The sequence below is a fragment of the Nocardiopsis sp. NPDC050513 genome (assembly GCF_044457925.1).
GTDB lineage: Bacteria > Actinomycetota > Actinomycetes > Streptosporangiales > Streptosporangiaceae > Nocardiopsis.
This window is the reverse complement of the sequence record NZ_JBITHK010000007.1, coordinates 195,308-210,209: the sequence shown is the minus strand read 5'-3', so window position 1 is coordinate 210,209 and position 14,902 is coordinate 195,308. Positions and strand designations below refer to the sequence as shown.

9 protein-coding genes are annotated in these 14,902 nt (G+C 72.1%); 1 reads left to right on the top strand and 8 read right to left on the bottom strand.

The features are described 5' to 3' along the window. Nucleotides 1-6: 6 nt before the first annotated feature. From ACIBFB_RS15045 to ACIBFB_RS15025, 5 genes are all read right to left on the bottom strand, one after another. Nucleotides 7-1,227, bottom strand: a complete 1,221-nt coding sequence (locus tag ACIBFB_RS15045) for a hypothetical protein (protein WP_397230294.1) — start codon at nt 1,225-1,227, stop codon at nt 7-9. A gap of 386 nt (nt 1,228-1,613) precedes the next feature. Continuing rightward, nucleotides 1,614-2,951, bottom strand: coding sequence for an ammonium transporter (locus tag ACIBFB_RS15040; protein WP_397230292.1), 1,338 nt, complete (start codon nt 2,949-2,951; stop codon nt 1,614-1,616). A gap of 428 nt (nt 2,952-3,379) precedes the next feature. Then, nucleotides 3,380-4,564 (bottom strand): signal recognition particle-docking protein FtsY, encoded by a 1,185-nt coding sequence (gene ftsY / locus ACIBFB_RS15035; RefSeq protein WP_397230290.1) that lies wholly within the window; start codon nt 4,562-4,564, stop codon nt 3,380-3,382. A gap of 61 nt (nt 4,565-4,625) precedes the next feature. Further along, nucleotides 4,626-5,660 carry a FecCD family ABC transporter permease gene (locus ACIBFB_RS15030; protein WP_397230288.1) on the bottom strand — a complete coding sequence of 345 codons (1,035 nt, stop codon included), beginning with the start codon at nt 5,658-5,660 and terminating at the stop codon, nt 4,626-4,628. Next, on the bottom strand, nt 5,657-6,658 hold the full coding sequence (locus ACIBFB_RS15025; protein ID WP_397230286.1) for an ABC transporter substrate-binding protein: 1,002 nt from the start codon (nt 6,656-6,658) through the stop codon (nt 5,657-5,659). Before ACIBFB_RS15025 ends, ACIBFB_RS15030 begins: the two co-directional genes overlap by 4 nt. 628 nt (nt 6,659-7,286) lie before the next feature. Here ACIBFB_RS15025 and ACIBFB_RS15020 point away from each other — a divergent pair. Continuing rightward, nucleotides 7,287-9,941: a S8 family serine peptidase gene (locus ACIBFB_RS15020; protein WP_397230284.1), complete on the top strand. Its 2,655-nt coding sequence runs from the start codon at nt 7,287-7,289 to the stop codon at nt 9,939-9,941. A 70-nt stretch (nt 9,942-10,011) separates the two neighbouring features. Here ACIBFB_RS15020 and smc read toward each other — a convergent pair whose 3' ends face one another. The 3 genes from smc to ACIBFB_RS15005 all read right to left on the bottom strand — a co-directional run bounded on the left by smc (nt 10,012) and on the right by ACIBFB_RS15005 (nt 14,785). After that, complete coding sequence (gene smc / locus ACIBFB_RS15015; protein ID WP_397230282.1) at nt 10,012-13,557, bottom strand: chromosome segregation protein SMC; 3,546 nt, start codon at nt 13,555-13,557, stop codon at nt 10,012-10,014. Between the two features lie 411 nt (nt 13,558-13,968). After that, nucleotides 13,969-14,160, bottom strand: a complete 192-nt coding sequence (locus ACIBFB_RS15010; RefSeq protein ID WP_075927123.1) for a hypothetical protein — start codon at nt 14,158-14,160, stop codon at nt 13,969-13,971. Between the two features lie 337 nt (nt 14,161-14,497). Next, complete coding sequence (locus ACIBFB_RS15005) at nt 14,498-14,785, bottom strand: acylphosphatase (RefSeq protein ID WP_397230281.1); 288 nt, start codon at nt 14,783-14,785, stop codon at nt 14,498-14,500. Nucleotides 14,786-14,902 lie beyond the last annotated feature (117 nt).

Below are 14,902 nucleotides of genomic sequence, written 5' to 3'. Positions count from 1 at the left end.
CCGGGCTCAGTTCCCGGAGCCGTCCTCGGCGGGCGACTCCTCGGCGCCGGCCCCGTCCCCGGCGGCGCCCTCGCCCGTCAGGGTCGCCTCGCGCTGTTCGCGCAGGGCGGTCAGGACGGCCTCCTGCTCGTCCCCGCTCATGCCCCTGGTGGAGAGCCGGGCCTCACCGTCGACCGAGCGCTCCTGCTCGGAGGTGCTGACGTTGTTGTAGTCGGCGCTGCACGACAGCTCCAGGGTGCTCCCGGCCTCCAGGGTGCCGCTGTCGCTGCACTCCAACTGGCCGAGCTCCTCCTCGCTGAAGGTCACGTCCATCCGGACCGAGACGCTACCGCCCGCGGTGCCGCCGGAGTCGGCGACGGTGCCGGACCACGTGCAGTTGGGCCCGTCCTCGCAGGTGAGGTCGGGATCTCCCTCCCAGGCCACCTCGACGCGCGCGTCGCGGGAGCTGGTCAGCTCCTCCTCGACGGTGGTGATCAGACCGTCGTAGAGCTCCTCGATCTCGGGCTGTTCGGCCTGAACCAGGTCCAGCCGCACCTGGGGTCCTGTCTCGGCGCCCTCCGGGACGAGTTCCTCGATCGCGATGCGCTGGATCTGGTTGGTCTCGGCGTTGATCCACACCTGGTCGCGCTCGCCCGCCAGGTCGACCCGGTAGGTGAGCGTGCCGTCGAGGTTCTCCTCGACCGCGTCCGCCTCCTCGATCTCCAGCGTGCCGAGGATGGCGGCCAGGTCCGCCGGGGCCAGGGTCGTCGCGGGGTCGATCCCGGTCTGGCTGGCGGAGGTGCGCACCCAGTTGCCCTCGAAGTCGTCGAAGTCCGGACCGAAGACGCCGCGGTCCAGCCAGAAGTCCTCGGCGGCGCGGACGTAGGTCCGGCCGTCGACGCTGATCAGCTCGCCCTCGGCGCCGTTGACCTGGACGGTGCCGCTCGTCGCGCCGCTGTCGGCCACGGTCAGGGCGGTGTCCTGCACCTGGCCCCCGACGCTCTCGGCCACCTGCCCGGTCGCCGTGAGCGCGGGGTAGGCGGCCAGGTCGGCGAGCGCCTCCGCCATGAGCGGCGCGGCGTCCACCGTCTCCGCGGGCTCGGGGCTGGGCTCCGCCTCGTCCCCGCCGCCGGGCAGAAGGCCGCTGAGGGCGGAGCACCCCGTCAGAGCGAACACGACGACCGTGCCCGCCGCGGCGAACGCGGTCCGGCCGCTCCCGCGGCCCCTGTTGTGACTCTCCGGCGCCATCTTGCCTCCTGACCCCGACCGACGGGGCACTGTACGAATACGCATGGGTTCTCGGGGAGGGGGGACCGCGGACGCGGGTCCCGTCCCTGGCGTGGGATGCGGCTCCGCGGGCTCGCGGTCGCACCGATCGCGCTCCGGCCCGGGACGGGGGCCGTCCTCCGCGTCCCGCCCACCCCCGGGTGGGCTCCCACGGTCGCCCGGCGCTCCCGCCGCATCGCTTCGAAGGGTATCCAACCGCGGCACCCGACTCGCCCGGCCGCGGGCGCGCGGCACGGGCACGCCCGCCCGGGAACGCCGAAACGGGGCCGACGGGGATCTCTCCCCGCCGACCCCGAGGGTCACCTCACCGCCTCAGCGGTACAAGATCCGCGACCTCAGCGTCGAGGCTAGGACTTGACCGGCGATGAGGCCGTCTCCCCGCCCGGAGGCGTCGGCGAGGAGACCGCTCCTTCCTCCAGCTCGTCGAGTTCCTCGAACGCGTAGGCCGTCTCGGCGTGCAGCTCGTGGTCCAGGCCGTTGGTCTCGACCTCCTCGGGGAGGCGGAAGCCCATGACGAGGTCGATGACCTTGGCGATGACCCAGGTGACGACGAAGGAGTAGACGATCGTGGCGACCACGGCGATCAGCTGGACGGCCAGCAGGTCGATGCCGCCGCCGTAGAGGAGGCCGTCGGCGCCGGAGGAGCCGACCGCGGAGGCGACGATGCCGATCATCAGCGAACCGATGACGCCGCCGACCAGGTGGACGCCGACCACGTCGAGCGCGTCGTCGTACTTGAACTTGAACTTCCAGCTGATGGCGTAGGCGCAGAGGGCGCCGGAGACCAGGCCGACGGCGATGGCGCCCATCGGCGAGACGTCCGCGGCGGCCGGCGTGATGGCGACCAGACCCGCGACGGCGCCGGAGGCGAACCCGAGGGCGCTGGCCTTGCCGTAGCGCAGCTTCTCGACGAGCATCCAGGCGATGATCGCGGCGGCCGTGGCCACCTGGGTGTTGACCAGGGCGAGCGCGGCGACGCCGTCGGCGGCGTAGGCGGAGCCGGCGTTGAACCCGAACCAGCCGAACCACAGCAGGGCGGCGCCCAGCAGGACGAAGGGCAGGTTGTGCGGGCGCATGGACTCGACGCCGAAGCCCTTGCGGCGGCCGAGGACGACGGTCAGGGCCAGGGCCGCGGCACCGGCGTTGATGTGGACGGCGGTACCGCCCGCGAAGTCGATGACGCTCGCGTCGCCGATGCCGATCAGCTCGAACCAGCCGCCGCCCCAGACCCAGTGGGCCACGGGGAAGTAGGCGAGCAGGGCCCAGACGGGCACGAAGATCAGCCAGGCGCCGAACTTGGCGCGGTCGGCGATCGCGCCGCTGATGAGCGCGACGGTGATGATGGCGAACATCATCTGGAACCCGGCGTCGACGAGGAGCGGGTATCCGCCGCCGCCCTCGCCGTCGGAGGGCTCGATCTCACCGACGAGGCTGGTGAGGCCGAGGTAGTCGAAGCCGCCGATGAAGTGGTTGAGCGCTCCGGGGCCCTCGGCGTAGGTCAGCGAGTGGCCGATGAGCACCCATAGGACGCTGACGATGGCGATGCTCGCGAAGCTCATGAGCATCATGTTGAGGACGCTCTTGGCCCGCGACATACCTCCGTAGAAGAAGGCCAGGCCCGGGGTCATGAGCATCACCAGCGCGGCGCTGATCAGCAGCCACGTGGTGTTGCCGGTGTCGATCATGTCGTCGCCTCCGTGGGACGGACGGGGGATGTATCGGAGAGGGCGGCAGTCAGCGAGCGCATCTTCGGGCCCGATGCAGTACCACGGACGCAACTGTCCGACCTGGGTGTTTCTCGTCCTGAGCCGTCATGTTGCGCGCGTGTAAAAGGACTGCCAGGAGTGTTAAGGCGACGTGAACCGATGGCTCAGGACGTGCGAACGGTCGTGCACCGGTACAGACCGGCCGCGGTTTCATGGACTCCGAGCGACATTGCGGACACCGTGCGTCAGATCTCAGGTCGATCTCACACCGGTAACGAAGTCACCGACAGGTTCCGCGCCGCGGTGTTTCCGCGTGGTTTCCGCCATGTGACACCGGTCACCCCGGCGGCACGGCGACGGCCGGGCCCCCGCGGGAGCCCGGCCGTGGTTCCTCGGAACGCGAACGCTCAGTCCGTGGCGAGGATGGCGTCGACGAACACCTCGGGGTCGAAGGGGGCCAGGTCGTCGGGGCCCTCGCCCAGTCCGACCAGCTTGACCGGCACGCCCAGCTCCCGCTGGACCTGCACGATGATGCCCCCCTTGGCGGTGCCGTCCAGCTTGGTCAGCGCGATCCCGGTGACGTTGACGACCTCGGCGAACACGCGCGCCTGGCGCAGGCCGTTCTGCCCGGTGGTCGCGTCCAGCACCAGCAGAACCTCGTCGACCTGCGACTTCTTCTCGATGACCCGCTTGACCTTGCCCAGCTCGTCCATGAGCCCGGTCTTGGTGTGCAGGCGCCCGGCGGTGTCGACGATGACCGTGTCCGCGCCGTCCTCGACCCCCCGGGAGACCGCGTCGAAGGCCACGCTGGCCGGGTCCGCGCCCTCCTCCTTGCGCACGACGGGAGCGCCCACCCGGCTGCCCCAGGTCTGGAGCTGCTCGGTGGCGGCGGCGCGGAAGGTGTCGGCCGCGCCCAGCACGACGCTGCGGCCGTCCCCGACCAGGACGCGGGCGAGCTTGCCCGTGGTGGTGGTCTTGCCGGTTCCGTTGACGCCGACGACCATGATCACGGCCGGCCGGTCGCCGTGCGGTTCCGTGCGGACCGTGCGGTCGGTGTCCCCGCCGATCTGGTTGAGCAGCTCCTCGCGGAGCAGGGCGCGCACCTCGTCGGTGTCGCGGGTGCCGAGCACCTTCACCCGGGTGCGCAGGTGCTCGACGATCTGGGCGGCCGAGGTCACACCGATGTCGGCGGTGATGAGCGTGTCCTCGATCTCCTCCCACGTGTCCTCGTCGAGGCTGTCGGAGGACAGCAGGTTGAGCAGCCCCTGGCCGAGGGTGCTCTGCGAGCGGGCCAGGCGGGCGCGCAGGCGCACCATCCGGCCCGCGGACGGCGGCGGCGTCTCCAGCACCGGTTCGGCGGGCTTCACGGCCGCCTCCCCCGCGGGCGGCGCCTTCGCGGGCGGCGTGGCGACCGCCTCCGCACCCCGGTCGCGGTCCTCGACGGGGGCCGCCGCCGGGGGTTCCCCGGTGACCTCGGGCGTGGTCTCCTCCTCGCCCGGCGCGACCGAACGTCGGGTCGTGACCAGGAAGGATCCGCCGACCACCAGGAGCGCGACGACGATGATCAGGATTGCGAGCACGGTGATGTCCATAGCGGCTCCAGTATTCCAGAGGGGCCGCCCTCGTCGTCGGGCCGCCCGGCGTCGGCGCGGCTCAGGTGGTGCGGTGGCGCGTGCCGCGCAGGATGAGGAGGAAGAAGGGTGCGCCGAGGAAGGCCGTGACCACGCCGAGGGGCAGCTCGGCCGGGGCCACCACGGTACGGGCGACGATGTCGACCGCGATCATGAACGCGCCGCCGAAGAACACGGTCACGGGGAGGATCGCCCGGTAGTTGGAGCCGACGAGGCGGCGCACGATGTGCGGGACGACGATTCCGACGAAGCCGATCAGTCCGCTCACCGCCACGGCGGCCGCCGTGGCCAGGGACGCCGCCCCGATGACGACCATCCGTACCGCGGACGGGTTGAGCCCGAGGCTGACCGCCTTGTCGTCGCCCAGCGCGAGCATGTCCAGCAGGTAGCCGCACATGAGCAGGACGGTCAGGGCGACCACCGTGTAGGGCGCGACCAGCCGGACGTCGTCCCATCCGCCGCGGCCCAGTCCGCCGAGCAGCCACGAGAAGATCCGCTGGAGCTGGTCGGCGCCGATCTGCTGGACGAGGGTCTGGGCGGCGGACAGGAACGACGACACGGCCACGCCCGCCAGGACGAGGGAGGCGGTCCCGCCGCCGCCCGCCGTCGCGCCGAGGCCGTAGGCCGCCGCCACTCCGACGAGGGCGCCCGCGAAGGCCGCCACGGGGACCAGGGCGCGGGGCGCGTCGCTCACCTCCTCGCCGAAGACCATGACGAGCGTCGCCCCGAGCCCGGCGCCCGCGGCGGCGCCGAGCAGGTAGGGGTCGGCCAGGGGGTTGCGGAAGACCCCCTGGTACGCACCGCCCGCGGTGGCCAGGAGGGCGCCGACGACGGCGCCCATGGCCACCCGGGGCAGTCGCAGTTCGACCAGGAGCGCCACCTGCCGCTCGGTCAGCGGGCTCTCGACCGCCGGCGCGGCGAGGCTGAGCAGGTGGCGGACGATGTCGGCCGCGGTGATGTCCGCCGCGCCCGCCGAGACGCCGAAGAGGGCGGCCGCGACCAGCGCGCCGAGACCGCCAACCAGCCATCCGGTCGAAACTCCGACCCCGCTCCTCACGAGCCGGCGTGTTCGGTGACGGCCGCGCCGACCGCCTCCGCGAAGTCGACCACGCGCGGACCCCACCGGGAGGCGATGTCCGCGTCGAGCTGGACGACGGCGTCGTTCTGGACCGCGGCGACGGTGTCGAAGGCGGGCCGCTCGGCGACCGCGCCGACGGCGTCCTCACCCGCGTAGGACAGGAAGATGAGGTCGGGGTTCTCCTCGACCACGTACTCCTGGGACAGCTGCGGGTAGCCGCCCGCGGTGCCGTCGTCGGCCTCGTCGGCGATGTTCACCAGGCCGAAGGAGGCGTAGATCTGGCCGACGAAGGTCTCGGAGGTGGCGGAGTAGAGGGTGTCGTCGAGCTCCTGGTAGAAGCTGAGCCCGGAGTCCCCGGCCTCGGCGCACACGCCCTCGACGATCTCGGTGAACTCGGTCTCGATCCGGCTGGCCTCGGCGTCGGCCTCGTCCGTCATCCCGGTGGCGTCGCCGAGCAGGCGGATCTGGGCGTAGACGTCCTCCAGGCCGGCGGCGGCGTCCAGCGTCAGGACCGGGATGTCCACGGCCTCCAGCTGCGGGACGGTGGCCTCGGCGCTGCGGGCCAGGACGACCAGGTCGGGGTCGTACTCGGCGATCGCCTCGACGCTGGGGGTGAACCCGCTGAGGTCGGTGGTGGGGGCCTCGGCCGGGAAGTCGGAGTACTCGTCGGCGGCCTCCACCCGCTCGCCCGCGCCGATGGCGAAGAGCATCTCGGTGTGGCTGGGCGACAGGGAGACGATCCGCTCCGGCGCCTCCTCCAGGGTGACCTCGCCGAGCGCGTCGGTGAGGGTGACCGGGAAGGCGCCGTCGCCGACCGTCGCGCGGTCCGGGTCGGCCTCGGGCGGGCCGCAGACGGCGGAGGGGCTCTCCGCGGGCTCGTCGGTGGCGGTGTCGGTCTGGGGGTCCTGGCCGCCGCACGCGGTGAGCGCGAGCGTGGCGCCGAGGAGTGCGAGGGGGAGATGGCGTGCGATCCGCACTGTGCTCCTTGGGGTGGGCAGGGGGAAGGGGAGCACGGCCCACGGGGGACGGCCTGTCCTTCCCACGAGGACGGGTGCGTCGGTGTGGGCGAGGCGACCTGGCTCGTCCCCGCGCGGAGCGGGGCCTCACAGTTGCGGGACAGCGCCGGATTGGCGGCCGGGGGCCGCGTGACCGGACTTCGCTCGGTCCACACCGTCGGACCGCCAGCGGCGACCCGACGCCACCACTGTAACTCGTGAACCCTTTCGTCCCTGTTCAGCCCCTGGATGACGCACCTTTCCGACCACTACCGGCCACCATCGGATCGAGTGACCAGATTCACACCTCCATCCCCGCATGCCCCGGGTCGGTTCTTCCCTTTTCTCCCAATAAAAGCCTTGTCTGCCTACTTTGTTGATCTATGTGAAACATGATCACCGAAGATCCTTTTATTCTCCCGTGTGGCCGAATTGAGGCTCGGAGAACATTGACACTTTTATGACACACCGCAATGATCTCGGTGCTATGTGCGTCGAAAACCCGAGAACGGACACCAATCGGGCTATCCCCCGGTACACGAGAATCCGTCACCGGACCGCCCGCTCCCCCGGTGTTCCGCGACGCACGCAGAAGGGATGTGTTGACAAGGTGGTACCCCACCGCTCGCACCTGGCGTCGCTCGCCGGGCTGACCCTGATAGCGGGACTCGTCGCGGCCACCCCCGCCAGCGCCGACGACGGATCCGAGATCGCCCCCCTCCACCCGGCCCCCAGCGCCGAGAACGGCGAGATGACCCACCAGGCCGACGGCCTGTGGTTCATCGAACTGGAGGGACCTCCCGAGGCCGAGGGCAACTCCGAGGCCGCGGTCGACGAGGAACAGCGCGCGTTCCGCGCCGGCGCCGAGGAGCACGGCCTCCAGTACGAGGAACGGCACGCCTTCGGCGAGCTGTGGAACGGTTTCTCGGTCGAGATGGACGACGCCCAGGTGGGGACCGCCCGGGAGATCCCCGGCGTGAACGCCATCTACCCGGTCATGCGCTACGAGGCCCCCGAACCGGACCAGTCCCAGCCCGACCTGGAAACCGCCCTCAGCATGACCGGCGCCGACATCGGCCAGAACGAGCTCGGCCTGACCGGCGAGGGCCTGCGGGTCGCCGTGATGGACACCGGCATCGACTACACCCACCCCGACCTCGGCGGACCGGGGGGCTTCCCCAACGGCCGCGTGGTCGCCGGATACGACTTCGTCGGTGACGACTTCAACGCGGGCGACCCCGCCGCCACCACCCCCGTACCGGACGAGGACCCCCAGGACTGCCACGGGCACGGCACGCACGTCGCCGGAATCGTCGGCGCCTCCGGCCAGGTCACGGGCGTGGCGCCCGAGGCCGACCTGGGCGCCTACAAGGTGTTCGGCTGCTCCGGTTCGACCACGGCCGACATCATGATCGCCGCCATGGAGCGTGCCCTGGCCGACGACATGGACGTGCTCAACATGAGCATCGGATCCTCCCACACCTGGCCCGGGTACCCCACCGCGGTCGCCTCCGACAACCTGGTGGACGAGGGCATGGTGGTCGTCGCGTCCATCGGCAACGAGGGCGACACCGGCCTGTACTCGGCCGGAGCCCCCGGCCTGGGCGCGAACGTGATCGGCGTGGCCTCCTTCGACAACACGCACATCAGCGCGGCGTCCGTCATCGCCAACCCCGGCGGCGAGGCGCTGCCGTTCATGCCGATGGGCGACGCCACCGCTCCGCCCACCGAGGGCGAGACCGACGAACTCGTCTACATCGGCCGCGCCTGCTCGTCCCTGGGGGACCAGCTCGAGGGCGACCCCGAGGGCCGCACGGCGCTGATCGTCCGCGGCAACTGCACGTTCGCGGAGAAGTACGACACCGCGCTGGACGCGGGCGCCACCGGCGTCGTCGTCCACAACAACGTCGCCGGCATGTTCGCGGGCGGCGGCATCACCGACCGCGGCGCCTTCTCCATCGGCGTCTCCGACGAGGCGGGCGCCCACCTGAGGGAGCTCCTGGAGGGCCCGGACCCGGTCACCCTGACCTGGACCGACGAGACCGTGCGCACCCCCAACCCGACCGGCGGCCTGATCAGCTCGTTCAGCTCCTACGGCATGTCCCCCGACCTCGACCTCAAGCCCGACATCGGCGCACCCGGCGGCCTGATCAACTCCACCTACCCCATGGACCAGGGCGGATACGCCACCATCAGCGGCACATCCATGTCCTCGCCGCACGTGGCCGGCGCCGTGGCACTGCTCCTCCAGGCCCGTCCCGAGCTCGCGGCGGACGAGGTGCGCACCGTCCTGCAGAACAACGCCGACCCCAAGGCGTGGTGGGGCAATCCGGGCCTCGGCTTCCTCGACAACGTCCACCGCCAGGGCGCGGGCATGGTCGACATCCCCGGCGCGGTGCTGGCCACCACGACGGTCTCCCCGGGCAAGCTGGCCCCGGGCGAGACGCGGGAGGCCGTGACCGAGACCGTCACCATCACCAACGACGGCGACGCCGAGGCCGTCTACGACCTCGGCCACGAGGCCGCGCTCGGCACGCACGGGAACACCTTCACGCCGTCGTTCAACGACGCCTTCGCCGAGGTGTCCTTCAGCGCCGACTCGGTGGCCGTGGGCGCGGGCGAGTCGGTGGACGTCGAGGTGACCATCACCCCGCCCGCCGCGGAGCTCTCCCAGCCCGTGTACGGCGGGTACGTCACCGTCACCCGGGCCGACGGCGAGACCCTCCGCGTCCCGTACGCGGCCTACGCGGGCGACTACCAGGAGATCGAGGCGATGACCCCGATCACCGACGGGGACGGCAACGTCCGGGAACTGCCCTGGCTGACGCGGATCACCCAGTGCGAGGTGTTCGTCGGACTGGAGTGCGCCGCGTCGGGCGGCGGGACCTTCGCCAACCAGCCGGACGGGGCGACGTACACCATGTCGTGGGTCGACGGTCTCCCCGACTACCCCTACGTCATCGCGCACTTCGACCACCACGTCTCCCAGCTGGAGATGCGGGTGGTCAGCGAGCGCACCGGCCGGCCGGTGCACCCGACCCGCAACGTCGCCGTGGACGTGGCCGACGTCGGGCGCAACGCGACGTCGACGGCGTTCTTCTCCTACGTGTGGGACGGGACGGTCAGCGACGCGCACCGGATCCGCGAGGTCCGGGACGGTGAGTACCGTCTGGAGGTCCGCGCGCTCAAGGCGCTGGGCGACCCGGACGACCCCGACCACTGGGAGACCTGGACGTCGCCGGTGATCACCATCGACCGGGGCTGACCGGCCCCAGCCGACTCCGGGGCCGCCCCCCGCTGAGGGGGCGGTCCCGCCGCGTGCGCGGCGGCTCCGGTCAGGCGGGGCGGTCGAGCTTCTGGCTGATCACCTGGGAGATGCCGTCGCCCTGCATCGTGACGCCGTAGAGGGCGTCGGCCGACTCCATCGTGCGCTTCTGGTGGGTGATCACGATGAGCTGGGACGACGAGCGCAGTTCCTCGAAGATCACCAGCAGACGCTGGAGGTTGGTGTCGTCCAGGGCCGCCTCGACCTCGTCCATGACGTAGAACGGCGACGGGCGCGCCTTGAAGATCGCGGCCAGGAAGGCCACCGCCGTCAGCGACCGCTCGCCGCCCGACAGCAGGGACAGCCGTTTGACCTTCTTCCCCGGCGGGCGCGCCTCCACCTCGATCCCGGTGGTCAGCATGTCGTCCGGGTCGGTGAGCAGGAGCCGCCCCTCGCCTCCCGGGAACAGGCGGCCGAAGATCGCGGCGAACTCGCGCTCCACGTCCAGGTAGGCGGAGGAGAACACCTCCTGTACGCGGGCGTCCACCTCCTGCACGATCTCCATCAGGTCCCGGCGGGTCTTCTTCAGGTCCTCCAGCTGGGCGTTGAGGAAGGCGTGCCGTTCCTCCAGCGCCGCGAACTCCTCCAGCGCCAGGGGGTTGATCTTGCCGAGCTGGTTGAGCTGGCGCTCGGCGCCGCGGGCCCGCTTGGCCTGCACCTCACGCACGTACGGCGCGGGTTCGGCGTCCTCCCCCGCGTCGGCGGGCGGCGGCACCGGGACCCCGGGGCCGTACTCCGCGACGAGGGTGGGCACGTCCACGCCCATCTCCTCGACCGCCCTGGTCTCCAGCTGCTCCAGGCGCATCCGCCGCTCGGCCCGCGCCACCTCGCCGCTGTGCGCCGAGCTGGTGAGCTTCTCCATCTCCACCGACAGCTCCCGCACGCGCGCCCGCACCGTCCGCAGTTCCGCGTCGCGGGCCTCCTTCCCGGCCTCGGCGGCCGTCCGCTCGCTCTCGGCGGCGGCCAGGGACGCCCGGATCCGTTCCAGGGCGAGTCGGGCGCTCCCGGCGACGGCGTCGACGATGACGGCCTGGGCGGCACGGGTCCGTCGGCGCTCGGCGGCGCGCTCGACGGCCCGGCGCTCCTCGGCGGCCTGGGCGAGCAGCGCCTCGGCCCGGCCGGCGACGGAACGCGCACGCTCCTCGGCGGTGCGCACGGCCAGGCGGCGTTCCATCTCGGTGGCGCGGGAGCGCGAGGCCTGCGCGGCGAGGGCGTCGCGGGTCTCGGGGTCGGGGGCGTCCTCCTCGATGGAGGCGGCCGTCTCCTCGGCCTCGGCCAGCTCCTCCTCCAGCCGGGCCAGTCTCCCCGCGTCCTCGCCCCGGGTGGCGGCCGCCTTGGCCGCCGAGGCGGCGTAGCGCTCGGACTCGGCCTCGGCGGCCCTGGCCTGACCGGCGAGCTTGCCCAGGCGCTGGGCGGACTCGTTGCGCTTGCGGTCGCTCTGGCGACGGCGCGCGGTCAACTCGTCGGCGGCCTCGGCCAGCTCGGCGCGTGCGCGCTTCCTGGCCTCCAGGTCCGCGGCGGCCCGCTTGGCGGTCTCGTTGGCCTCCTCCAACAGCTCGGCCGCCTCGTCCACGGCGGCCTGGACCTCCAGGAGGCTGGGAGCGGCGGCCGAGCCGCCGTAGACCATCTCCGCGCTGAAGACGTCGCCGTCGGGGGTGACCGCGCGCACGCGGGGCAGAGCGGCGACCAGCTCCTGGGCGTGCGCGGCGTCGGTGGCCAGGACCGTGCGGTCGAGCAGGGCCGTGACGGTCCCGCGCAGGCGGTCGGGAGCGGCGACCGCGTCGACGGCGTAGCGCGCGCCGTCGGGCAGGGCGGGCCAGTCACCGCGCGGCGCGGCCGGGACCGCGCCCGCGATCACGATGCCCGCGCGGCCCGCGTCCCGGTCCCGGAGCAGCCGGACGGCGGCGGCCGCGGTTTCCGGGGACGCCACGGCCACGGCGCCCGCGGCCCGGCCGAAGGCGGCGGCGACGGCGGTCTCGTGGCCGGGGTCGACCTGGACGAGCGCGGCCAGGCTGCCGAGCAGCCCGTCCGGCGCGGCGTCCAGCAGGGTGCCCGCGCCGTCCTTGTGCGCGAGGCCGAGTTCGAGGGCCTCCTTGCGGGCGGCGAGCGCGGACCGCTCCCGTTCGGCCGTGCGCTCGGCGTCGCGCAGTTCGTTGAGTTCGGACTCGGCCGCCGACAGCAGCCGGGCGGCCCTTTCCTGGGCGGTGTCGAGTTCGGCGTCGCCCTCGTCCAGCCCGGCGGACTCCTCCGCGGCCATCCCGTACTCGGTCTGGGCCTCGGCCGCACGTTCGGCGGCCTGGCGGGCGGCCTCCTCCAGCCGGGCGATCTCGGCCTCGCCCTCGCCCAACCGGCCGCGCAGGCTCTCCACCCGCGCGCTCAGACGCACGATGCCCTCGCGGCGTTCGGCGGAGGCGCGGGTCGCGGCCTCCAGCCGCTTCTCCTCCCGGTACAGGGCGTCCTCGGCGGAGGTGCGCTCCTCGACCGCGGCCTCCAGGGCCTCCCGGGTCTCCTCCAGCCGGGTGAGCAGCTCCTCCTCCTGGGCGGCGGCCTCCTCGGCCTCCGTCTCCAGTTCCTCGGGGTCGCGGCGGCTCACGGGCTCGTCGGTGACGGAGACCAGGTTGCGGTGGCGCTCACTGGCCAGTCCCCGCACGGCGTCCAGACGTTCGGCGAGGCGGGACAGCGCATGGTAGGTCTCTGACGCGCGCGCCAGGACCGGGGCCGCCTCGGCGGACTGGGCCTCCAGGGCGGTCTCGCGCTGCTGCGTCTGGGTGAGCGCGGCCTCGGCGGCGGCGCGGCGTTCGAGCACCTCCTTCTCGTCCGCCTCCTCCTTGGCCAGCTGGTCGGTGAGGGTGACGATGTCGTCGGCCAGGAGGCGGAGCCGGGCGTCGCGCAGGTCGGCCTGGATGACGGCGGCGCGTCGGGCGAGCTCGGCCTGGCGGCCCAGGGGCTTGAGCTGGCGGCGCAACTCGGCGGTGAGGTCGGTGACGCGGTCGAGGTTGCCCTGCATCGCGTTGAGCTTGCGGATCGCCTTCTCTTTGCGCTTGCGGTGCTTGAGGATGCCCGCGGCCTCCTCGATGAGCGCGCGGCGTTCCTCGGGCCCCGCGTGCAGGACGGTGTCGAGCTGTCCCTGGCCGACGATGACGTGCATCTCGCGGCCGATGCCGGAGTCGCTGAGCAGGTCCTGGATGTCGAGGAGACGGCAGGTGTCGCCGTTGATCGCGTACTCGGAGCCGCCGTTGCGGAACATCGTCCGGCGGATGGTGACCTCGGTGTAGTCGATCGGCAGGGCGCCGTCGGAGTTGTCGATGGTGAGGCTGACCTCGGCGCGGCCCAGCGCCTGGCGGGTGGAGGTGCCCGCGAAGATCACGTCCTCCATCTTGCCGCCCCGCAGGGACTTGGCGCCCTGTTCGCCCATCACCCAGGACAGGGCGTCGACGACGTTGGACTTCCCGGATCCGTTGGGGCCCACCACGCAGGTGATCCCGGGCTCGAAACGCAGGGTGGTGGCCGACGCGAACGACTTGAAGCCGCGCAACGTCAGGTTCTTCAGGTACACCCACACCTCCCACACCGGCCACCGGGCCCACGCGGGCCGTTTCGACGATGGCGCGAACGCCCTGACGACGCGCGCAGCATCATCCAAGGGTGCCACGAAGCCGGGGGTGGCGGGCGCGGTTCGCGCTGACGGGCCCGATGAGGTGGGCCACCGTCGGATCCTGGGGGGAGTTTCCGGCGAACACGGAGGGTTGCGGAGGTGTCCGCCGGGTAGGTAAACAATGCCGCAAGGAAAAGGAAAGGAAGTCTGCGGCCGAGGGTTCGGGGAACAAAGCGCTGGATCGACCGGACCGCGGAGCGGCTGACGGAACTACCGTCAGGGACGCCTTGGGTGCTGCGTACGGCGTCCCGTCCGTGGTTCACGTGTCACGCGGTCGACCGGGTGTGTGGCCCGGTGGGTCGACGGCGCTGGTCAGGCGAGCGCGGGCTCGCGATCCGTCGCGCTGACGGCGACGTCGGTGACGGCCATGCTGAGCTGGTCGTTACGTGCCTGGAGGCGGCTGATCTCGGCCTCGAGGTCACGTACTCGATTCTGAAGCCGTCGCATCTCCTGGACCATACGAGGGTCGGAGCCGCCGACGTGGCCAAACAGAGCCTTCGCCATGATGTGGGTCCTCCACACTGAGTGACCAGTGATGAAACGCGCACACGACATCCCGAAGATCGTCGACGTTCGAGTCGATGCCACGGGTGGAAGATTGCGCGATGTGCCTTCCAGAGTCTCACTCCGCGCGCCGCTGGTCAAGATTGGATTACAACAGTCCGTAACGACCACACCCCGGGCCGGAACGACCTGGGCACGTGAGGTCACACGATGCGGACGCACCCACCCCCCGTGTCGCACGCCCCGAAGGCGCGCGCGGAGCGGGCCTGCTCCCGTCGCGGTGCCCCTGCGGGACCGCCGCGACAGCGGACCGAATCGCGTTACGCCACAAGCATACTCACCGCTCGACGAATCCGGTGAACGTCCCCCCAGGCGATGACCAACGTTCCACCACGGAGTCCACATGTCCGGGTGCACGACCGCTCCTCAGGTGCTCCAGAAGGCGGGCGCAGTCGCCGAGCGGACCCTCCGCGACCACCTCGACCCGCCCGTCGGCGAGGTTGGTCGCCGCCCCGCTCAGCCCCAGTTCGAGCGCCCGAGACCGCGTCCACCAGCGAAAACCCACACCCTGGACCCGGCCGCGCACCCACGCGGTCAGCCGGACCGACTCCTCGAGGTCCTCCACGCGCCACACCTTTCCTTACCTCACGGAGATACTTTCCTCACCAACACGCCCGACCAACCTGTCTCGCGTGCCGCACGACTCGTTCGGGCGCCGCCGGGGTGCCGCACGACGGGGCGG

Bases quoted from the DNA above. Each gene is read 5' to 3' on its own strand.
- ACIBFB_RS15010 (WP_075927123.1), bottom strand. From the start codon at position 14,160: ATGGCGAAGGCTCTGTTTGGCCACGTCGGCGGCTCCGACCCTCGTATG.
- ACIBFB_RS15045 (WP_397230294.1), bottom strand. From the start codon at position 1,227: ATGGCGCCGGAGAGTCACAACAGGGGCCGCGGGAGCGGCCGGACCGCG.
- ACIBFB_RS15040 (WP_397230292.1), bottom strand. From the start codon at position 2,951: ATGATCGACACCGGCAACACCACGTGGCTGCTGATCAGCGCCGCGCTG.
- ftsY (WP_397230290.1), bottom strand. From the start codon at position 4,564: ATGGACATCACCGTGCTCGCAATCCTGATCATCGTCGTCGCGCTCCTG.